Raw genomic sequence first — 19625 nt, 5'->3', positions numbered from 1 at the left:
ATGGACATGCGCACTAATCATCCACGGGACATGCCCAGCCTTAAGCCTGAGCAGGGGACATAACCCTCTCAATCCAAGGGACATGTCCAGCCTTGGAGTCCGGAAATGGGCATATTCGGAATATGTCCAGTGCTCAGGGCCAGGGCTGGGCATGTCCTCCGCGAAGCCCTAGCCCGCGACGACGGCGAGCGCCTCCTCGACGCTGTCTACCAGGAAGATCCGGCCTTCCATCACTTTCCCGGCGGCGAGGCTCTGCAACATGGGCCACGCCGGATACTTGTGCTCCCAGTGGTCACGCCCCACGAGCACCATGGGCGTGACGGTTTCCGGGGCGCCGTAGAAGTTCTCGCACGCGTCCTGGAAGATTTCCTGCACGGTGCCGGCGGATCCCGGAAGGAACACGATCCCGCCGCTGCATAACTCGAGCAGGATCGCTTCGCGCATGGAGTTGGCGAAGTACTTGGCGATGTGGGTCGCGAAGAGGTTCGGTGGCTCGTGCCCGTAAAACCAGGTGGGGATGCCCAGCGACGTCGTCCCGCTCGGATGGTGCCCGACGACGGCGGCCGCCGCCCGCGCCCAGGCCGTCACCGAGGGGCGGAAACCCGGCACCGCCGCGAGCGATTTCAGCGCGCCGGCGAAGTCGGCGTCGGGCAGTCCGCTCAAGTAGGCGCCCAAATTGGCAGCTTCCATGGCACCGGGCCCTCCCCCGGTGGCTACCGTGAATCCGGACAGTGCCAAGAGCCGACCCAGGCGCGCCGCGTCCCCGAACTCCTGTGTTCCGCGTTGCGCGACGTGCCCGCCCATGACTCCCACGATCTTGTTCCCCGCGAAATCCCCGTTGCCCAGGAGCTCGTCCAGGGCGTCCCCGATGGCGTGGTCGTGCAGCGCGGCGGCAAGGGTGGCGTCCAGGCTGGTCCGCTGCCCCGGCATGATGCTCCACTGGTAGACCTGGGCGTCGAGCGTGGCTTCGTACTCCGTGGAGTCAATGTCCTCGTACAGTTCGGCTGCGCTGTAGAGTCTTCCCCGATACGGATTGAACGGCACGCCGCGCAGCTTGGGAAAGATGAGTGCGCCGCGGCTTCGCAGGGAGTCCTCCACGCCGTCGTCGAAGGTACAGCCCAGGAAGATGGCACCTTGGGGATCCAGCCTCTCCAGGTCCGCGCGTCGGCCTCGCAGGTCCAGCGACTGGGCGTGCCATCCGTGCATCGTCGCGGCACCGGAGCCCAAAAGGCTGTCGAAATGGGCCACGCTCTCAATGTCGAGCGTACGGGGACTAGGAGTCAGGGCGCGGGACGGATTCATGGCATCAGCGTAAGCCCGCGGTTCCCGTTGCGCAGGAGCCGACCAGCCAGTGCATCATGGAGCATGCAGACTTCCGAACAGCAAAGCAGCTTAAGGCCCCGGATCGGCATTCCTGTCCGCCTCAGCAGCTCCGAAAGCGCAGATCCTCGCGTGGGAGAGGCGAATGAACTCTTCGACTTCATCGTCGAACTCGTGCGCGACGCCGGTGCGGAGCCTGTACTGCTGGACGCCTCCTTCACCGACGAAGCCGGTCCGCTGGCCGCCGAGCTCCGCTCCCTCAACGGGGTCCTGCTGCCCGGCGGCGGAGACCTGGATCCGCGACTCTACGGTGAAGAAGCGACTGAGGCCTGCTACGACGTCAACCCTGACCAGGATCGCTTGGACTTGGCAGTCGCCCGTGGATCGCTCGACGCCGGTTTGCCCACCCTCGGCATCTGCCGCGGCCACCAACTCCTCAACGTGGTCTATGGCGGGACGCTGATCCAGGACATGCACCCATCGTTGGTGGAGCACAACGGCCTGACCCCGGCGGAAGGTGAGCTCAGCGCCTGGGCGTGGCACGACGTCGAACTTTCACCGGATTCCAAAGTGGCCGGGCTCTATGGCTCACGGACCTCGGTGCGGATTGCTTCGGGACATCACCAGGCCGTGGCCAGGGTAGGCGATGGTTTGGTAGTGACGGCAGTTGCGGAGGATGGGACCGTGGAAGCCCTTGAGGACCCACAAAGATGGGTCGCATCTGTGCAATGGCACCCCGAGGCCTCCCAGCTGCCCGACGAAGAACGGCTCGCCCCCTTCAAGGCTTTCGTGGAGGTCTGCAGGACGCTGCGTCCAGTGGGGTGATCGAGGGACCCCTATCGGGGCGCCAACGGCAATTTCCCCGCGCCGGTGAACCCGACCGCCCTGGAATTCGTCTCATGAATGTGGCAAGCACATTGCGGCCACCGGATACGAGAAGCGGGGAACCAATCATGAAGAAGAGCCCCAAGACCCTGATGGTCGTCGTTGCGGCGGCCGCCCTGGTCGCCGTGAGCGGTTGCGGGTCATCCGGAACCGGCGGCTATGGCGCGTCATCGGGCCCGCCTTCCGCCACATCCTCCGGCGCTCCGCAATCCCCATCGCTCACCATCACCATCAAGGACTTCGGCTATCAAGGACCCGTCTCGGTCAGCCCGGGCGCCAAAATCACCGTGAAGAACGAGGACGCCCAGGCCCACACGGTCACCTCGGACGACGGCAAGGCCTTCGATGCCGCCGTCGACGGCGGGGGCGGAACAACCCAGTTCACGGCGCCCACCACACCGGGCAGCTACCCCTACCACTGCACCTACCACCCCAACATGCACGGAACCCTGGTCGTGAAATGAGCACAGTGAAATGAGCACCCGTGAAGCGGCCCGCCGCAAGCCGATAAGCCGCGGGCCCAAGGACATCCTGCTGCGACTGCTCGTGGCGGCAGCCTTGGTCATCGATGCAGTGGTGCACTTCGATCTTGCCGCCGGCTACCAGTTGGGTGCCCCTGGCGGAATCGGGGAAGGCAACCTGTTCCGTCTCGAGGCCGCGGCCGCAATCCTCGTCGGCCTCTATGTCCTGGTGCGAGGCAGCCGGCCGGCTTACGCCGCTGCGGTGGTCATCGCTGGAAGCGCGTTCATAGCGGTCCTTCTCTTCCGCTATGTCGACATACCTGCGATAGGTCCGATCCCGTCCATGTACGAGCCCGTATGGTTTTTCGAGAAGACCCTCAGCGCAGTCGCCGAGGGCCTGGGCGCGGTCCTGGCCGCTGTCGGTTACCTCAGGCAACGCGGCAGCGCCCGGCGCCGCGGCCGCTGAAGGCGCCCGACGCCGCCGCCGCTGAAGGCGCCCGACGCCGAAAGCCCAGCCCACCGCTGAGGCACATGGTTCTGATGTCTGGACATGTCCCACGCAAGACTCAAACAACACCCCTGAAACGGCACAATAAACACGCCTCCGGCACCCTTGACCCGCACAATGCTCCTGCTATCATCAGTAAAGCAGTATGTCCTATCAAGCGAACATGAGCGGACATGCTTGCAACTTCCGGGACAGTCCCGGAATGCGAGGGAGCATGCAATGGCGAATCAACTTGGCCTCACAATCGACCGGTCTTCCCCTGTGCCTTTGTACCACCAGGTGGTCCAGGGCATCGAGGCCGCCATCCACAGCGGAATGCTGGAACCCGGCAGCCGTTTGGACAACGAAATCGACCTCGCCGCCCAGCTCAACCTGTCCAGGCCCACCATGCGCAAGGCCATGGACGAGCTCGTCCGCTCAGGCCTGCTGGTCCGGAAACGCGGCGTCGGCACCCAGGTAGTGTCGAGCCAGGTCCGCCGGCCCCTCGAGCTCTCCAGCCTCTTTGACGACCTGACCAACAATGGCAAAAAGCCCACAACGCAGGTCCTCAGCTTTTCGCACATGGAAGCCGACGCAGCCACGCTGACCGCCCTCCAGCTTCCGGCCGGTTCCAAGGTCTACCACTTCACCCGCCTGCGCAAAGTGGGCGGTAAGCCGCTGGCGCTCATGGAGAACTGGGTCCGCGACGACATCACCACCATGGACGAGTCAATGCTCGCCTCGGAAGGCCTCTACGCCATCCTCCGCCGCGGCGGCGTCAACTTCCGCCTCGCCTCGCAGCGGATCGGTGCCATGATCGCCAACGACTACCAGGCACCGCTCTTGGAGGCGGAGGTCGGCTCGGCTTTGGTCACCATGGAGCGCACCGCCGTCGACGACACCGGACGCATGGTCGAGACCGGCCACCACGTGTACCGGGCCGATTCCTACAGCTTCGAAATGACACTCGTACAGCGCTAACGCAAGGACATAACTTCATGGCCAACTGGGTCTATCCATTGGGAACCGCCAACGACGGCGATTGGGACATCTCGCTCGGAACTTCCGATTCCGCCTTGACTGTGGATGGTTGGGCCCACACGGGCCTCAAGGTCGCCACGCTCGCCGCGGGCGCCGCCGTCGGGCTCCCCGCCGCAGCTGAAGAGCGGATCATTGTGCCGCTCAACGGCGCCTTTACGGTGACGGTCGACGACGTCGAGTATCCCCTTGCGGGGCGGGCGTCGGTTTTCCATGGCCCCAGCGATGTCCTGTATTCCGGCACGAATGTTGCCGTCACCATCAGTTCGCCCGACGGCGGCCGCGTCGCCGTTGCCACTGCCCCGGCCAACGCGTCGTACCCGACCAGGCTGGTGACCGCCGCGGAGACCCCGGTTGAGCTGCGCGGAGCAGGCAATTGCTCCCGCCAGGTCCACAACTTCGGCACTCCAGCCGCCCTCGAGGCCGACCGTTTCATCGTCTGCGAAGTACTCACCCCCGGGGGCAACTGGTCCTCCTATCCCCCGCACAAGCATGACGAGGAAAAGGACGGCGAAACGCAGCTCGAGGAGATCTACTACTTCGAAACCCGGGTGGCCGAAGGTGCCGGTGCCCCCGCTGACGCCGATGCTATCGGCTACCAGCGCGTCTACGCTTCCGATGACCGTCCGATCGATGTGGCCGCGGAGGTTCGGACGGGCGACGTCATTCTCGTTCCCTATGGCTGGCACGGCCCCGCCATGGCCGCTCCCGGCTACGACTTGTACTACCTGAACGTCATGGCAGGCCCGGGACCCGTGCGCGAATGGCTCATCAGCGACGACCCCCACCACGGGTGGGTGCGGCAAAACTGGGACGGACAGGACATCGACCCCCGCCTGCCGTTCGGCGCCTAAGGCGTTCCCACACCCAACTGATCCCCACCGCCACCCTCGCCTCGCAAGCTCGGCCAGGGAACCCTGGCGGCGTGGGCCCAAGCAGTTGTTGTCGTTCTGGGCCGTCAAAACGACAATAACTGCGAGCCAGTTGGGGCCTGTAATCGCTTGACCGGCCTACGCCGTCACCAGTGCCACCTTGACGGGAACCCCGCTTGCCAGCGACTCCTGCGCGGCATCCGCCACACGGGACGCCGCGACGGCGTCCTCCGGGGTGCACGGGTTTTCCCGCTGGCCCAGGATCAGCTCAACGAAGGCCGCCATTTCCGAGCGATAGGCCTGGTCGAAGCGTTCGGCGAAGGTCTTGTGGGGTTCGCCGGACGGGAAGGCTATGCCGGCCTCGGCCGATTCCACGGCTGTCTTGTCGTCCAGGCCAACCATGAGGGAATGCTTGGAGCCCTGGATTTCGAGGCGGACGTCGTGCCCCGCACCGTTGTAACGGGTGGCCGACACCGTGCCGACTGTCCCGTCGTCGAAGGTGATCAACGCAAGGGCGGTGTCCACATCGCCCACTTCGCCGATGGCGGGATCACCGTTGTTGGAACCCTTGGCATAGACCTCCACGATCTCGCGGCCGGTCAACCAGCGCAGGATGTCGAAGTCGTGGACCGAGCAATCGCGGAACAGCCCGCCGGAGGTTGCCAGGAACTCCACGGGCGGCGGCGCCATGTCGCAGGTCACGGCGCGCAGCGAGTGGATCCAGCCAAGCTCCCCCGCTTGGTAGGCGCGCTTGGCCTCGAGATAGCCGGCATCGAAGCGGCGCTGGTGGCCGATCTGCACCACTCCGTCGTTGGCACGGATATGTTCCAGGACAGGCAGTGAGTCGGCCACATTCATGGCCACGGGCTTCTCGCAGAACACCGGGATACCGGCGTCCACTCCTGCGCGGATCAGTTCCGGGTGCGTGCCGGTGCCGGTCGCGATGACCAGTCCGTCCACGCCTGAGGCGATCAAGGCCTCTACGGACGGCAGGAATTGAGCGCCGAGACCGGCTGCCACCTTGCGGGCATGTTCTTCAGCGACGTCCGTGAGCCGCAATTCCACGTTGATGCCCTGCGCATTCAGTTCCCCGTTGATGGCGCCGATGTTGTTGGCGTGCATCACGCCGATCCGCCCTACTCCAACCAGCCCGAGAATGACGTCCTTCATAGTGCTACCTCCGTTGAAAAAGCTGAGCTGTTCCGGGACTCTCCGGCCTCAAGCGTGAACGCCTGGCGGAACGCCTCAAGCGCCTCCATGTCGTCTCCGCTGGCCCATGCCTCCATGCCGACGGTCCCTTCATAGCCCGCAGCCGCGAGCGCCCGGGCCACAGCCGAGTAGTTGATTTCGCCGGTGCCGGGCTCGCAACGGCCGGGAACGTCCGCCACCTGGATCTCGCCGATATGCGGCAAGGCGATGCGGACCAGCTCAATGAGGTTCCCCTCCCCCAATTGTGCGTGGTACAGGTCCAGCATCATCTTCACGTTGGGGTGTCCGGCCGCCTCCACCAGCGCTAGGGTGTCCTTGGCCCGCGCCAGCGGAATACCCGGGTGGTCCAGCACAGTGTTGAGATTTTCCAGGCAAAACGTCACTCCGTGCTTTTCCCCGATCGCGCCAAGGCGCTCCAAGGTCCGGGCACCCGTGATCCACATGCTGCCGTTGGACCGGTAGACGGGACGGGCCGCTTTGCCGTCGATGAGCTCGGCCGAGTGCACCACCATGCGGCTGACGCCGAGTTCCAAAGCGGTCGGAATCAGTGTCTCAGCTGTCCGCACCACGTCATCGGCGGTGTCGGCGTCAACCAGGCTCCCGGAGGTGTACCCGGTCATGGAGGAAAAAACCGCGCCGCTCGCCTTGAGTGCCGCAATGTCCTTGCTCCTGGAGTCCCAGAGTTCGACGTCGAATCCGGCTTCGTGGATCCGCCGCACCCTTTCGGTGAACGGCAGTTCCTTGAAGACCATTTCGGCGCAAACGGCCAACCGCATCAGACACCGGCCTTGCTGTTGCTCGAGACTGCGCTGTTCCTCGAAACAGCGGGTACCGCCACCGGGGCGCCTTGCTGGACCGACTCGATGCAGGCCAAAGCCATCGCGAGTGCGCGGCGCGCGTCCGCGGCTCCCGGGGTGAGGGTGAAAGCGCCCGACGGCGGCTGCGTGCCGTCGTGGCGCGCGCGGACTGCCGCCGCGAAGTCCACGAGTTCGTCGGTGTAGGCATCGCGGAACAGCTCGACGTTGAACCTCGGAGTTTCTGCGGAAAGGCCCTCTGCCGTGTACCTCAGGGCGGCAGTTTCAGTGGGGCGTCCGGCCTGAACCATGCCCTTCGAGCCGAAGACTTCGCCCCTGACGTCGTAACCGTACAGGGCGCTGAAGTTGGCTTCCGCCACCGCCAAGGCTCCATTGCTGTAGCGGACGGTAACCACGGCGGTGTCCAGGAATCCCTGGTCACGCAGGCCCGGTTCCACCAGCGCGTCCGCGACAGCGTAGACCTCCACCGGCTCGGCACCTTCGTTGAACCAGTTCAAGGTGTCGAAGTCGTGGATGAGGGTTTCCAGGAAGATCGTCCAGGCCGGAACCCTGGCCGCATGTCCGATGCTCCCGGTGCCCGGATCCCTCGTCAACGAGCGCAAGAGCTGTGGCTCCCCCACAATTCCTTCGGCCAGGTCCTTCTTGGCGGCCTGGAAGTCGGTCGCGTAGCGGCGGTTGAAGCCGATCTGGAAATGGACCCCTGCCGCTTCGATGGCAAGGAGCGCGGCGTCGAGCTCATCGAGGCTCTGGGCCGCAGGCTTCTCGCAAAACACGTGCTTGCCCGCGGCCGCGGCCTGGGCGATCAGGGAAGCGTGGAAGCGTGCGGGGCTGGCAATGATCACGGCGTCGATCTCCGGATCGGCCATGATGTCCGCGGCGTCCGCGGTGACTTTCGCCGTACCAAGCTGGGCAGCCACGGACGCCGCAGAGTCCACGTTGGGGTCGGCGACGGCGGCCAGGACCGCACCGGGAACCCTGCGGGCTATGCTTTCGCCGTGGAACGCTCCCATCCAGCCGGAGCCTATGAGGCCAAGCCGCACGGGTGTGGGAAGTCCGGCTGAATGCTGTTCGATGTAGGCCATGGGCCCGTCCTTTCGATAGTCAGTACAACAATTGCTCAGGCAGGCGCTTTGCCTTCGCCCGGAAATTCAATGCCCACCTGGCGGCGGATCTCATCGGCAACTTCCATCGTCCGGATGGAGGAGGCCAGAGGCCTCTGCGGGGTTTCCATCTCACCGGCGGCGATGGCGCGTGCCACGGCCGCGGCTTCGTAGTGCAAGCCTTCCAAATGGCCGCCCGCAGGCTCGTTGTGGCGAAGTCGCGTACCGTCCGGGAACCGGATCTCGAAACCGCCAGGCGTATTGAAGGGGCCATCGATGGTCAACGTGGCCTCGGAGCCAACGATCGTTGCCGCCGTGGGGGTGAAGTTATGCAGGTGCGTATTCATGACGGCCTGGCTTCCGCCCGGGAATTGCATGATGGCGGAGAGCTGCGCGTTGACCCCGGATTCGTGGGGCTGGCCGAAAGCGCTCAATCGTTCGGGCGCCCCCAGGACTTCTGTGATGAGGGCCAGCGGGTAGGTGCCAAGGTCCAGCAAAGGCCCGCCAGCCAGAGCGGGGTCGAAGATACGGTGGCTGCGTTCGAAGTGCTCGCCGTATTCCGCCAGGACCGTTGTCACGGTACCCAGCATCCCGGCGTCGAGCACTTGCCGGATCACGTCGAACTTCGGAAGGAAGAAGCTCCACATGGCTTCGGCGGCGAAAACGCCGGCTGCCTTGGCGCGGGCGGCGATCTCCCGCGCCTGCGCCGCGTTGAGGCCGATCGGCTTCTCGATGAGGACATGTTTGCCGGCGTCGATGGCGAGGACGGCAGCCGCGTGGTGGACATTGTGTGGCGTGCACACGTACACAATGTCGATGTCCGGAGCCGCCGCCAGCTCTTGGTAGCTCCCGTAGGCTGCGGGCCCATCGAAGGCATCCGCGAACGCCTTGGACCGCTCCAAGGAACGGGAGCCGACGGCGGCAATCACTTGCGTTGAATAGGCCTGCACCGACTCGGTGAAGCGTTCGGCAATCCACCCCGGGCCCATGATCCCCCAGCGCAACGCGGGCGCGTCGCGGGAATCCGGCACCCGGGACACCGGCAGCCCGGATGAAACCATCAGTAGACCACCTTTGTGTAGGCCCCGTCGCTGTGGAGCGAACGGATCATTGCTTGTGCGAGCTGCGACGCGCGCAGGCCATCCTCACCCGTGGCGAGCGGCGCAGGCTCTCCCTTTTCGAGGGCTGAAATCCAGGCCTGAAGTTGCAAGCGGTAAGCGTCGGCGAAGCGTGGACGCCAGTCTGCAGGGATTTCGGAACTGCGCCTCCCTTCCTGCCGGACATCGAGGGCGGCCGGTTCCGGGAGCGCCGTGGTTCCGAACTCTGATACGACCTCGCACTGGGTGGTGTAGCCGTACTGCGCGTTGAGGAAGAGTTCGAGAGTGGCCAGGGTGCCATCGGCCGCGCGCAGGATCATGAAGGCTGGATCCCGCAGGTCACCGGTACTGTGCCGGGAACTCCGCCCCGCTTGCCAGGACACCTCAGTGATAGGCGAATCCAGCAGCCAAGGAATGATGTCGAGCTCGTGGATAGCGGAATTGGTGATGGCGGATTCCGAGCTCGCGCCAGGTCCCGCGGACACGGTCCGACTAGTGCAGTGGACCTGCAAAGGCTCGCCTTGTGTGCGTGCCCGGGTGGCTTCGCGCAGGGCGACATAGCCGGGATCGAAGCGCCTCATGAAACCCATCGACAACAGTCGGGCACCCGTTGCGGCCAGGAGGTCGGCTTCGGCCTCCACCACTTCGCGGCTTTCCAGGAGCGTGGGAGCCAACGGCTTTTCGCACAGTACCGGGGTCATGGCTTCGAAGCATTCCAGCACCAGTCCGGCATGGGTGGAGTCATGGGAAGCGACGACGACGGCGTCAACCTCGCTGGAGTTGATCAGCTCGGAAGGATCCGTGGTGATGCGAGCGGACGGCGGCGCCGCGGCTGCCGCTCGTCCGGCGTCGAGGTCTGCCACGAAGGTGACTTCGGCCCCGCTGATGGTGGTGGAAAGGTTCCTGATGTGGTCTGCGCCCATAACACCGGCGCCGATAACGCCAACCCGGATCGGCATGCTGTCTTCCCGTCTACTACTTCGTGCACATTCCTGCGTTGGCATGGCGAGCGGGGGCCCATCCGGTTTTCCGGCGGACCCCCGTCTCCGTCCGCGCTGTCTCCCGGCGCTAGGCGTGCCGTGGGCTGCTTTCCTTTGAATCGTCAGCAACGCCAGGGACGTCAGCGACTTCGGTTACCTCGGCGACTTCGGCTTGGACTTCTTTGAGGGCTTGGGTGTGTCCGCCGAGTTGTTCGAGTTCGTGGGCGAGTTCGGCCAGTTCCGCGCCGCCGGCCATCTGGGCGGTCAGTTCGTCCAGGGTGATGTCCTTCTTGTCGTAGTAGCCGATCGACTTGCCGCGCTTGAGCAGCAGGAACCGGTCACCGACCGGGAAGGCGTGGTGCGGGTTGTGGGTGATGAAAATGACGCCCAGTCCCCGGTCGCGGGCCTGCAGGATGTACCGGAGCACCACGCCGGACTGCTTGACGCCCAGCGCGGCGGTGGGTTCGTCCAGGATCAGCACCTTCGCCCCGAAATACACGGCCCGGGCGATCGCGACGCATTGGCGTTCACCGCCGGAGAGCTGGCCGATGGGTTGTTCGACATCGCGCAGGTCGATGCCCATCTCGGCCAGTTCCTTCAGGGTGATGTCCTTCATTTTCTGGACGTCCATGGACTTGAACGGCCCGAACCCGGTGGTCAGTTCCGAGCCGAGGAAGAAGTTGCGCCAGATCGGCATCAACGGGACCACGGCCAGGTCCTGGTACACGGTGGCGATGCCGGCGTCCAGGGCGTCGCGGGGCGAGTTGAACTTCCGCTCCTGGCCCATGATCTTCAGGGTCCCGGCGTCGTGCTGGTGCAGGCCGGCGATGATCTTGATCAGCGTGGACTTGCCGGCGCCGTTGTCCCCCAGCACGCAGGTGACGCGGCCGTTGTCCACGGCCATGGTCACGTCCCGCAGGGCGATGATGTTCCCGTAGTGCTTGCCCACGCCGTCCAGGGAGAGCAGGTGCACGGGGGTGTGGGTCAGCGGGTCCTTCTCGTCCTTGAGCAGGGTCTGCTGGTCGATCTGTTTGGCATTCATTTCTTCGGCGGCCTTTCTACTTGAGCTCTGCGCGGCGTTTGACGATGAGGTTCACGATGGTGGCCAGCAGCAGCATCAGGCCCAGGAAGAACTTGAACCAGTCCGGGTTCCACTGCGCGTACACGATGCCCTTGTTCGCCATCCCGAAGATGAACGCGCCGATCGCCCCGCCCACGGCCGAACCGTAGCCGCCGGTGAGCAGGCAGCCGCCGATGACCGCGGCGATGATGTACAGGAACTCGTTGCCCACACCCTCGCCGGACTGCACCGCATCGAACGCGAAGAGGTTGTGCATGCCCAGGATCCAGCCGCAGAACCCGACCGCCATGAACAACCCGATCTTGGTCTTCGTGACCGGCACGCCCACGGCGCGGGCAGCGTTCGCGTCCCCGCCCACCGCGAAGATCCAGTTGCCGACCTTCGTGCGCAGCAACACCCAGGACGCGACCGCGACCAGGATGATCCAGAAGAAGACCGTGATCTTCACCTCGACCCCGCCGATGCTGATCGAGGAAGCGAACACCGCATGGGCCGAATCGAAACCATCCAGCTTCGAAATCGACGGGGAAGACACCGACCCCCCGATCAGCCGGGTCAGGGCCAGGTTCAGGCCCGTGAGCATCAGGAACGTCGCGAGCGTCACGATGAAGGACGGCAGCTTCGTCTTGACCAGGATCCACCCATTGATGAAACCGATACCGAGCGAGACGACGAGGGCCAGCCCGACGCCGACCCATGCGTTCATGGAGAAATACCAGCTGAACAGCGACGCGGTCAGGGCCGAGGAAATCACGGCCACACCGGTGGAGAGGTCGAACTCGCCACCGATCATCAACAACGACACCCCCACCGCCATGATCCCGATCGTCGAGGAACCATACAGGACGGTGGCGAGCGCGTTCGGCTGCGTGAACGTCTGCGACACCGAAGCGAAGAAAATGAAGAGGACGACGGCCCCCACCAGGGCGCCGACTTCGGGCCTCCCCAAAAACTTCTGGACCGGGCTCCGACGTCCGATCCGCTCATCGCCAGGGGCCGAAGCCGGCGCCGGCGGCAGGGTTGCTGTGTTTGCCATAGGAAGAACTCCTTGTTGGTCAGGCTGCGCGGCGGTCGCCCGCCGCGCAGCCAGAATCCTGGATCTAGCGGACGCCCTGCTGGGCGAATTTGAGGACGTCGGAAGCGTTGGACTTGTCCACAATGGTGGGACCGGTCAGGACGGGCTGGCCGCCACCGAGCTTGAAGCCGCCGCGCTTGGCCTGCCACAGGGAGTCAACGGACATGTAGCCCTGGAGCCACGGCTGCTGGTCCACGGTGAAGATCACGGAGCCATCAACGATCTTCTGGGCAAGGTCCGCGTTCAGGTCGAAGCTGGCAACCTTTGCCGAGCTGCTGGCGTCCGTGACCGACTTGAGGAGCGTGAGGGTGATCGGTGCGCCCAGACCGATGATGACATCAGCGTCCTTGGCTGCTTGGAGCTTCGCAGTCGCGGTGGATTGGACCGAGGTCATGTCCTTGCCGTCGACGTAAAGGATTTCCGTTCCGGGCACTTTCGCCTTGACACCGGCACACCGTGCCTCGAGGCCGACGTGGCCCTGCTGCTGGATCACGCAGACCGGGTGCTTGAAGCCTTGCGATGCCAGCTTGGCGCCGACCGCCTCGCCGGCGAGCTTCTCGTTCGAGCCGAAGTGGGTGAACGCCCCGAGTTGCGCCGAGACGCCCTCGCCGGCGTTGAGGCTCACTACGGGGATGCCGGCGTCGGTGGCCTTCTTCAAGACGTCCTTGAGAGCATCCGGCGTGGCAAGGGTGACGGCGATGCCGTCCACCTTCTGGTCGATCGCCTGCTGCACCAGCTGGGCCTGGCGCCCAGCCTCGGGGTCGCTTGTGTAGAGGAGGTCGACGTTGTCCTTAGCGGATGCTTCCTCAGCACCCTTGCGGACGATATCCCAGAATGTGTCGCCGGCCGCTGCGTGGGTGATGAGCGCTACTTTCATCCGGGGAGTGCTGACGGCCTGTCCGCCACCGGCGGCGTTGGCGCTCTCAGCCGGCTTTCCGCCTTGGCTGGAACAAGCGCTGAGAGCCATCATCGGAACGACGGCTGCCACAAGTGCCGCCTTCCGCCAGGAAAACTTCTTCACGATTTATCTCCTTTGATAGGGGTTGCGGCCCTGCCACTCTGCAGGAGCTCAAAGCCCTCTACACAGATCATGGTGATTAGCCTCACAGATGTCAATACTTTGTCCTGACATTAGGATGTTTTTACGTGAGATGGTCACATGATCCCTTGCGAAAACGGTGATATCGGGGCTACGAGGCCGGCCGGGCCGTGGTACTTCGCACAACCAGCACGGGATCAATCAAGGTGCGCTCCGGCTTGATACTCGGGTCCTCGATCCTGGCGAGCAGCCTGTGCGCAGCGTCAATGCCGACGAGGTCGCTTCGGTTGTCAACGGAAGTGATGTCCAAGTACCTCGACTTGGCCAGCGGGGAATTGTCGTAGCCGATCACCGAAATGTCGTCAGGCACGCTCAGCCCGCGCGCCTTAAGCACGGCAAAGGCGCCCACGGCCATGGTGTCGTTGGCCGCGAAGATCGCGGTCGTGTCCGGATGGTGGTCCAGGAGCCAAGAGGCAGCGGCGTAGCCGTCTTCCTCCGAAGTACCCATGGACTCGGCAATCAGGAGTTCGACGCCGGCCGCCTGGATCTGCCGCCGGAAACCGGCGCGCCGGTGGGCTGATGCGCCGTCGGCCCCTGAGAGGTGGCCGATGCGGGTATGGCCCAGCCCCAGCAAATGACTGGCGGCCATGCCGCCTCCACCGTCGTCGTCGTTGGTGATGAGGTCGGCACCGCCCGGTATTCCGTTGCGCCACCCGGCCACCACTGTGGGCACCCACGTCCGGGCCAACATGGGCCCGCTCGGCTCCGCCGCGATGACCAGCCCGTCAATATGCATGGCGAGAAGGCCGTCCGTGGCTTCTTTGATGCGGTTTTCGCCAGGCTGGGAGTCGGCGAGCATGACGTGGTAGCCGAGGTCCGAAAGGACCGACTCCATACCCCTCAGCAGGTCCACGAACCAGAGGTTCCGGTAGTCGTCGATCACCAGGCCGATACTCTTGGTCCGATTGCTCGCCAGCGTGGTCGCGGCCCTGCTTGGACGGTAGCCCAACTCCGACATAGCTGCCTGAACGGCCTCGCGGCGCTTGTCACTGACCCTCGCCGGCGCTTGGAGGACCAAAGACACCAACGACGGCGAGACGCCGGCAAGCTTGGCAACGTCATAGATGGTCGGACGGCGGGTTTTGGGACTTGTCGAGCGCATGGATCGGAAACCTTTCTCCTCTTCTGTCAAGGGTATTCGCAGGACATTGACAGGACATACTCACATGATTAGGCTGTGAGTCCAGTGCTAAATTGTAGCGCTCCAAAATGCCGCGAGGGGTGTTCGGCACCCAGGCTTAATTTCGAAGGAGAAATCAATGGCTGAGAGCCTAGGGGTCGCCGTCATCGGCGCAGGAATGGCCGGCAAGGCACACGCGGCGGCCTACCGCACAGCGTCCGCCCTTTACAGCCCCGTGCTTCCGCCGGTGTGCCTCGTATCGATCGGCGACGTGAACGCAGAGTTCGGATCCCTCGCTGCCCGCCGATTCGGCTATGAACGCAATGACACCTCATGGCAGGCGATCGCGGAAGCGGAGGATATCGACGTCGTGAGTGTCGTCATCGCGAATTCCCTCCACCGCGAGGTGGTCGAGGGACTGCTGGCCGCAGGCAAGCACGTCCTCTGCGAGAAGCCGCTGAGCGACTCGATCGAGGACGCCCGCGCGATGGCCGGGGCCGCCCGCAACGCTTCCAGCATCGCGCGCATCGGCTTTACGTTCCGCCGCACGCCCGGCATTGCATATATCCGCGATCTGATCCGCACCGGCGTCCTCGGCAAAGTGCTGCACTTCAGCGGCCGCTACTGGACCGACTACGGCTTCAGCCCGTCGGCTCCCATGAGCTGGCGCTACAAGGGCGGCCCCGGTTCCGGCGCACTGGCCGACGTCGGAAGCCACCTGGCCTACGTTTCCGAATTCCTCTGCGGCGACATCAAGTCCATCAGCGGCGGCCGCCTCAGCACCGTGATCGACAAGCGCCCCTTGCCGCTCGCCGCCGTCATCGGCCACGACCACGCCGCTGTCAGTGACACCTTTGAGGCCGTGGAGAACGACGACTACGCAGCGTTCAACGCAGAGTTCGAGAACGGCGCCGGCAGCTTCGAGGTCTCCCGCGTTGCCGCCGGCCACGCCAACAGCCTCAACTTCGAAGTGTTCTGCGAGAACGGTGCTGCCAAGTTCGACCAGCGCCGCCCCTCCGAAATCCAGCTGTTCCTCAACGATGGCTCGGGCAACGAGAACGGCTACCGCCAGGTCATCCTCGGCCCGGGCCACCCCTACATCGCCGGCGGCCTCGCCATGGACGCCCCCGAAGTGGGCTTCGGCCAAAACGACGCCTTCGGCTACCAGGCCCGGGCGTTCCTCGAAGAGGTCGCCGGTTTGCCGGAATCCGAGTCCCTTCCCCGCTGCGCCACGTTCGACGAAGGCGTGCGCAACATGGAACTGCTCGGCGCCGTCACGGAATCCGCACTCAACAACGGAAAGACCATCACGCTATGAAACTCGGCGTCTACAACGCAATCCTGCACGACAGGCCGCTTCCCGAGGCCTTGAAGGTCATCGCTGATTTGGGTCTCACAGGGATCGAGATCAACACCGGCGGATTCCTGCCCGCCGTCCACGTCCCCACGATGGACGACATTCTTGTCTCGGATGCCGCCCGCGACGACTACCTCGCGATCTTCGAGGGGACCGGCGTCGCGATCGCAGGCCTGAACTGCAATGGCAACCCCTTGCACCCGAAGCGCGAGATCGGCGAGAAGCACGCCGAGGACATCCGCCGCTCCATCCGGCTCGCAGAGCGCCTCGGCCAGAACCGGGTAGTGACGATGTCCGGGCTGCCCGGCGGCGAGCCGGGAGCCACCACAGTGAACTGGGTCGTCAACGCCTGGAATTCGGCGGCGCTGGATGTGTTGGATTACCAGTGGGACGTCGCGGCGAAGTTCTGGCGCGAGACCGACCGCCTGGCAGCAGACCATGGCGTCAAGGTGGCCCTCGAACTCCACCCGCAGAACATCGTGTTCAACACCGCCGATGTGCGCAAGCTCATCGAGCTCACGGGAGCCACCCACGTGGGCGTTGAACTGGACGCCTCCCACCTGTTCTGGCAGCAGATGGATCCCGTAGCCGTGGTCCGCGAACTCGGCCCGCTGGTTTTCCAGGCAGCCGCGAAAGACGTCCGCGTCAACACCGCGAACGCCGCCCTCTACGGAGTCCTCGACAACAGCTTCCGTCGCCTCTCGCCGGACGAAAACCGCACGAACCTGGGCGGCGACGAATGGGCCAACGAGTGGCCCAAGGACTCCGCGTGGGACTTCGTTGCCCTCGGCCGCGGCCACGACACCGCCTACTGGACCGAGTTCCTGCGCTCCTTGCATGAGGTGGACCCAAGCATGCTCGTCAACATCGAGCACGAAGACACCTCACTCGGCCGGATCGAAGGTCTCGAAGTGGCCGCCAAGGTCCTGCGTGACGCCGACGCGGCACTCTCCGAATCGCTGAACGTGACGGCTTAGCCAGCACATTGAACCACAGACGAGGGCCTCATCCGAAAAGTCGGATGAGGCCCTCGTCGCTGGCCCGTAGGGCTTTCCGTTCCCGCCCTTGGTATGCTGGATGATTAATCCATAAAATAGTCAAGCAACGGCTTGTGCTGGCGGGCAGGGAGCAGTCATGGAAGAGTTCGCCGATTTCCGGGCACCGCTGTACGAGGTGAAGGCCAATCTGTTCAAGGGGTTGGCCCACCCGGTCAGGATCCGGGTACTGGAGCTGCTGTCGGCGGCGCCCGAGGTGTCGGTGACGGAGCTTCTGGCCGCAACGGGCCTGGAGGCCTCGCACCTGTCCCAGCATCTGTCGGTGCTGCGCCGGTATCACCTCGTCAAGGGAGAACGACGGGCGCTGCAGATGTTCTACACCTTGGCGTACCCGCAGGTCGCGGAACTCCTCTCCGTGGCGAGACTGTTGCTCAACGACATGCTGCACACCACCCGGGCGCAGCTTGAGTCCTCGGAAGCGATTGCACCCGTGTCAGCCGCAGCGGCCAGCACACCGTGAAGATCCTGGTTGCGGCCCGGGCCTTCCTGCCCGTGCGGCAGGATTACGCGCTGTTGCCGCGAACGTGGAAAGGAGACCTGGTTGCGGGGGTCACCGTCGGCATCGTCGCGTTGCCGCTGGCCCTGGCGTTCGGTGTCAGCTCCGGCGCGGGCGCGGCCAGCGGGCTGATCACCGCCGTGATCGCCGGCGTGATCGCGGCCGTTTTCGGTGGTTCCAATATCCAGGTCTCCGGACCCACCGGCGCCATGGTCGTGGTCCTGGCTCCGGTCATCGCCGCCCACGGGATCGGTGCACTGGCCGCAGTCTCGGTCCTTGCCGGGGTGATTGTGGTGGCCGCCGGGCTGCTCAAACTCGGGCGGGTCGTGACGCTCCTGCCCTGGCCCGTGATCGAGGGCTTCACCGTCGGAATCGCGGTCATCATCTTCCTGCAGCAGGTCCCGGCCGCGTTCGGCACCAAGCCCGGGCCCAGCAGCAACGCCGTCATCTCGGCCATCCAGGCCATCGGCACCGTGTCCCCAGCCTCGATTCTTGCCCCGGTTGGCCTAGTGGCCCTGGTCGCAGTGATCATGGTTGCCTCACCGCGGATCCATCCCCGGATCCCAGGCTCGCTCATCGCGATCATCATCGCCACTGTGGCCGCGCAATTCCTCGACCTGCCCGTGACCCGGATCGGAGCCCTGCCCGATTCCCTGCCGGCCCCGATGATGCCCTCCCTGGACCTGGCGACGATCACCGCGCTGGCCGGGTCCGCGGCCACGATCGCGGCCCTGGCCGCGATCGAGTCGCTGCTCTCGGCACGGGTCGGGGCGTCGATCTCCGATACCGGTCCCTACGACGCGGACCGTGAACTCCTGGGCCAAGGCCTCGCGTCCGTCGCGTCCGGATTCTTCGGCGGCATGCCGGCCACAGGAGCCATCGCCCGCACCGCGGTAAACATTCGCTCGGGCGGCCGGACACGCCTCGCCGCCATCACCCACGCGCTGGTCCTGCTGGCCGTGGTGTACCTGGCCACCGGCCCGGTTTCCCGCATCCCCCTTGCCGCGCTGGCCGGGGTGCTGATGGTCACCGCGACACGCATGGTCTCCCTCAAGACGTTGCGCAGCGTGATCGGATCAACCCGCGCCGACACGGTCGTGTTCTTCGTCACCGCACTGATCACCGTGTCCTTCGACCTGATCGAAGCCGTGGAAATCGGGATCGGCGTCGCCGCCTTCTTCGCCCTGCGTGCCCTGGTCCGCTCCAGCGGCGTGCACCGGGAGGAAATCCCCGGCCCGGTCCACGAAGGGGACGAGCACATCGCCGTGTTCCGCCTCGACGGAGCACTGTTCTTCGCCGCCGCCGAGCGCGTCCTGGAGCGGGTCAGCGCCATCCGGAACGTCGACGTCGTGATCATCCGCATGTCACAACTGCAGATCCTGGACGCAACCGGGGCCAGAACCATCACAGACATCGTCCAGGCCCTGGAACGCCGCGGAATCACGGTGCTGATCAAAGGGATCCAGGAGCGCCACCTCCGGCTCGTCACCCAGGTGGGAGTCCTGGACTCCCTTCGCCACCACAAACACCTCTTCACCGAACTGGCCCCCGCCGTGGAACACGCCCGAAGCCACGTCGCCCGCGCCGCAAGCGACCCCACCGACGACCCACCCCTGAAAGAAAACTAATGCCTTCCTTGAACGAAACCAGCGCCCGTATCCGGGCCGCCCACCTGCTCGTGCGGTCCACCGAAGAGTGGGACACCCTCTCCAAAGAGTTGCTCCGGGCCTACGATCTCAAAGACATCGACAAGATCGAGATGCTCCGCGAATCCTTCCTTGCCGCCTGGAAGTCGGTCGCTCGCAACCTCCTCACCGACACGCTAAACGCCATCGATATTGCCGTCACACCGGCCGTTCACCCTTGGGGCATCGCCACCCTGGAAACCGCCGGGCGCAGCTGCGAACCGCTGGTGTCCTCCCCGGGAGAACTCCCCGCATTTCCCAAAACAACCAACGTTTACGGCAGGCCGCGACTGCTCAGCTTCGAGGAAGTTATGGCCGGATACAACACCTGCCTGGCATCCCTGCTCCAGTAGTTGCGGCGATCTTGGGCGATCGCCGCAGCCCTTTTGGCCG

Annotated in this window: 20 protein-coding genes; 10 read left to right on the top strand and 10 right to left on the bottom strand. The window is 64.9% G+C overall.

All coding sequences use genetic code 11. The annotated features are described in order from the left end of the window. Positions 1-168 precede the first annotated feature (168 nt). On the bottom strand, positions 169-1302 hold the full coding sequence (locus tag LFT47_RS04835) for an LOG family protein (RefSeq protein ID WP_236815812.1): 1134 nt from the start codon (positions 1300-1302) through the stop codon (positions 169-171). Positions 1303-1365: 63 nt separating this feature from the next. On the opposite strand from LFT47_RS04835, the gene LFT47_RS04830 reads away from it, so the two are divergent. The 5 genes from LFT47_RS04830 (at position 1366) to iolB (ending at position 5045) form a co-directional block, all read left to right on the top strand. Then, positions 1366-2145: a gamma-glutamyl-gamma-aminobutyrate hydrolase family protein gene (locus LFT47_RS04830; RefSeq protein WP_236815811.1), complete on the top strand. Its 780-nt coding sequence runs from the start codon at positions 1366-1368 to the stop codon at positions 2143-2145. A 128-nt stretch (positions 2146-2273) separates the two neighbouring features. Further along, complete coding sequence (locus LFT47_RS04825; RefSeq protein WP_236815810.1) at positions 2274-2669, top strand: cupredoxin domain-containing protein; 396 nt, start codon at positions 2274-2276, stop codon at positions 2667-2669. 10 nt (positions 2670-2679) lie between these two features. Then, complete coding sequence (locus LFT47_RS04820) at positions 2680-3132, top strand: hypothetical protein (protein ID WP_236815809.1); 453 nt, start codon at positions 2680-2682, stop codon at positions 3130-3132. A gap of 261 nt (positions 3133-3393) precedes the next feature. Next, positions 3394-4134, top strand: coding sequence for a GntR family transcriptional regulator (locus LFT47_RS04815; RefSeq protein WP_236815807.1), 741 nt, complete (start codon positions 3394-3396; stop codon positions 4132-4134). A 17-nt stretch (positions 4135-4151) separates the two neighbouring features. Next, on the top strand, positions 4152-5045 hold the full coding sequence (iolB, locus tag LFT47_RS04810; protein ID WP_236815805.1) for a 5-deoxy-glucuronate isomerase: 894 nt from the start codon (positions 4152-4154) through the stop codon (positions 5043-5045). 156 nt (positions 5046-5201) lie between these two features. On the opposite strand, the gene LFT47_RS04805 is transcribed toward iolB, so the two are convergent. The 9 genes from LFT47_RS04805 to LFT47_RS04765 all read right to left on the bottom strand — a co-directional run bounded on the left by LFT47_RS04805 (position 5202) and on the right by LFT47_RS04765 (position 14621). Then, on the bottom strand, positions 5202-6233 hold the full coding sequence (locus LFT47_RS04805) for a Gfo/Idh/MocA family oxidoreductase (RefSeq protein WP_236815804.1): 1032 nt from the start codon (positions 6231-6233) through the stop codon (positions 5202-5204). Further along, positions 6230-7048, bottom strand: coding sequence for a TIM barrel protein (locus LFT47_RS04800; RefSeq protein WP_236815803.1), 819 nt, complete (start codon positions 7046-7048; stop codon positions 6230-6232). The genes LFT47_RS04805 and LFT47_RS04800 overlap by 4 nt, the downstream gene beginning before the upstream one ends. Continuing rightward, positions 7048-8169: a Gfo/Idh/MocA family oxidoreductase gene (locus LFT47_RS04795; RefSeq protein WP_236815802.1), complete on the bottom strand. Its 1122-nt coding sequence runs from the start codon at positions 8167-8169 to the stop codon at positions 7048-7050. The genes LFT47_RS04800 and LFT47_RS04795 overlap by 1 nt, the downstream gene beginning before the upstream one ends. A gap of 35 nt (positions 8170-8204) precedes the next feature. Beyond that, on the bottom strand, positions 8205-9248 hold the full coding sequence (locus tag LFT47_RS04790) for a Gfo/Idh/MocA family protein (RefSeq protein ID WP_236815801.1): 1044 nt from the start codon (positions 9246-9248) through the stop codon (positions 8205-8207). After that, entirely contained in the window at positions 9248-10243 is a 996-nt protein-coding gene (locus LFT47_RS04785) for a Gfo/Idh/MocA family oxidoreductase (protein ID WP_236815800.1), read from the bottom strand. Before LFT47_RS04785 ends, LFT47_RS04790 begins: the two co-directional genes overlap by 1 nt. A 109-nt stretch (positions 10244-10352) precedes the next feature. Continuing rightward, positions 10353-11306 carry an ATP-binding cassette domain-containing protein gene (locus tag LFT47_RS04780; protein WP_236815798.1) on the bottom strand — a complete coding sequence of 318 codons (954 nt, stop codon included), beginning with the start codon at positions 11304-11306 and terminating at the stop codon, positions 10353-10355. A 16-nt stretch (positions 11307-11322) separates the two neighbouring features. Continuing rightward, on the bottom strand, positions 11323-12381 hold the full coding sequence (locus LFT47_RS04775) for an ABC transporter permease (RefSeq protein WP_236815796.1): 1059 nt from the start codon (positions 12379-12381) through the stop codon (positions 11323-11325). A 64-nt stretch (positions 12382-12445) separates the two neighbouring features. Next, positions 12446-13441: a substrate-binding domain-containing protein gene (locus LFT47_RS04770; protein ID WP_236815794.1), complete on the bottom strand. Its 996-nt coding sequence runs from the start codon at positions 13439-13441 to the stop codon at positions 12446-12448. 169 nt (positions 13442-13610) lie between these two features. Next, positions 13611-14621, bottom strand: coding sequence for a LacI family DNA-binding transcriptional regulator (locus LFT47_RS04765; protein ID WP_236815792.1), 1011 nt, complete (start codon positions 14619-14621; stop codon positions 13611-13613). Between the two features lie 157 nt (positions 14622-14778). Here LFT47_RS04765 and LFT47_RS04760 point away from each other — a divergent pair, with 157 nt between their 5' ends. From LFT47_RS04760 to LFT47_RS04740, 5 genes are all read left to right on the top strand, one after another. Further along, on the top strand, positions 14779-15957 hold the full coding sequence (locus LFT47_RS04760) for a Gfo/Idh/MocA family protein (RefSeq protein WP_236815791.1): 1179 nt from the start codon (positions 14779-14781) through the stop codon (positions 15955-15957). Beyond that, positions 15954-16973, top strand: coding sequence for a sugar phosphate isomerase/epimerase family protein (locus LFT47_RS04755; protein ID WP_236815790.1), 1020 nt, complete (start codon positions 15954-15956; stop codon positions 16971-16973). Before LFT47_RS04760 ends, LFT47_RS04755 begins: the two co-directional genes overlap by 4 nt. A gap of 157 nt (positions 16974-17130) precedes the next feature. Further along, positions 17131-17511 (top strand): ArsR/SmtB family transcription factor, encoded by a 381-nt coding sequence (locus tag LFT47_RS04750; RefSeq protein ID WP_236815787.1) that lies wholly within the window; start codon positions 17131-17133, stop codon positions 17509-17511. After that, a complete protein-coding gene (locus LFT47_RS04745) occupies positions 17508-19175 on the top strand; it encodes a SulP family inorganic anion transporter (RefSeq protein ID WP_236815776.1) in 1668 nt (555 codons plus the stop codon). The genes LFT47_RS04750 and LFT47_RS04745 overlap by 4 nt, the downstream gene beginning before the upstream one ends. Beyond that, positions 19175-19585 carry a hypothetical protein gene (locus LFT47_RS04740; protein ID WP_236815775.1) on the top strand — a complete coding sequence of 137 codons (411 nt, stop codon included), beginning with the start codon at positions 19175-19177 and terminating at the stop codon, positions 19583-19585. The genes LFT47_RS04745 and LFT47_RS04740 overlap by 1 nt, the downstream gene beginning before the upstream one ends. The last annotated feature ends 40 nt before the right edge of the window (positions 19586-19625 follow it).

The sequence above is a fragment of the Arthrobacter sp. FW306-2-2C-D06B genome (assembly GCF_021789175.1).
GTDB lineage: Bacteria > Actinomycetota > Actinomycetes > Actinomycetales > Micrococcaceae > Arthrobacter.
Note: the sequence above shows the minus strand (reverse complement) of the source record. Positions and strands in the feature narration are given on the sequence as shown.

Bases quoted from the DNA above. Each gene is read 5' to 3' on its own strand.
- LFT47_RS04760 (WP_236815791.1), top strand. From the start codon at position 14,779: ATGGCTGAGAGCCTAGGGGTCGCCGTCATCGGCGCAGGAATGGCCGGC.
- LFT47_RS04755 (WP_236815790.1), top strand. From the start codon at position 15,954: ATGAAACTCGGCGTCTACAACGCAATCCTGCACGACAGGCCGCTTCCC.
- LFT47_RS04800 (WP_236815803.1), bottom strand. From the start codon at position 7,048: ATGCGGTTGGCCGTTTGCGCCGAAATGGTCTTCAAGGAACTGCCGTTC.
- LFT47_RS04750 (WP_236815787.1), top strand. From the start codon at position 17,131: ATGGAAGAGTTCGCCGATTTCCGGGCACCGCTGTACGAGGTGAAGGCC.
- LFT47_RS04795 (WP_236815802.1), bottom strand. From the start codon at position 8,169: ATGGCCTACATCGAACAGCATTCAGCCGGACTTCCCACACCCGTGCGG.
- LFT47_RS04790 (WP_236815801.1), bottom strand. From the start codon at position 9,248: ATGGTTTCATCCGGGCTGCCGGTGTCCCGGGTGCCGGATTCCCGCGAC.
- LFT47_RS04765 (WP_236815792.1), bottom strand. From the start codon at position 14,621: ATGCGCTCGACAAGTCCCAAAACCCGCCGTCCGACCATCTATGACGTT.
- iolB (WP_236815805.1), top strand. From the start codon at position 4,152: ATGGCCAACTGGGTCTATCCATTGGGAACCGCCAACGACGGCGATTGG.
- LFT47_RS04740 (WP_236815775.1), top strand. From the start codon at position 19,175: ATGCCTTCCTTGAACGAAACCAGCGCCCGTATCCGGGCCGCCCACCTG.
- LFT47_RS04835 (WP_236815812.1), bottom strand. From the start codon at position 1,302: ATGAATCCGTCCCGCGCCCTGACTCCTAGTCCCCGTACGCTCGACATT.
- LFT47_RS04785 (WP_236815800.1), bottom strand. From the start codon at position 10,243: ATGCCGATCCGGGTTGGCGTTATCGGCGCCGGTGTTATGGGCGCAGAC.
- LFT47_RS04780 (WP_236815798.1), bottom strand. From the start codon at position 11,306: ATGAATGCCAAACAGATCGACCAGCAGACCCTGCTCAAGGACGAGAAG.
- LFT47_RS04830 (WP_236815811.1), top strand. From the start codon at position 1,366: ATGCAGACTTCCGAACAGCAAAGCAGCTTAAGGCCCCGGATCGGCATT.
- LFT47_RS04825 (WP_236815810.1), top strand. From the start codon at position 2,274: ATGAAGAAGAGCCCCAAGACCCTGATGGTCGTCGTTGCGGCGGCCGCC.
- LFT47_RS04805 (WP_236815804.1), bottom strand. From the start codon at position 6,233: ATGAAGGACGTCATTCTCGGGCTGGTTGGAGTAGGGCGGATCGGCGTG.
- LFT47_RS04815 (WP_236815807.1), top strand. From the start codon at position 3,394: ATGGCGAATCAACTTGGCCTCACAATCGACCGGTCTTCCCCTGTGCCT.
- LFT47_RS04820 (WP_236815809.1), top strand. From the start codon at position 2,680: ATGAGCACCCGTGAAGCGGCCCGCCGCAAGCCGATAAGCCGCGGGCCC.
- LFT47_RS04775 (WP_236815796.1), bottom strand. From the start codon at position 12,381: ATGGCAAACACAGCAACCCTGCCGCCGGCGCCGGCTTCGGCCCCTGGC.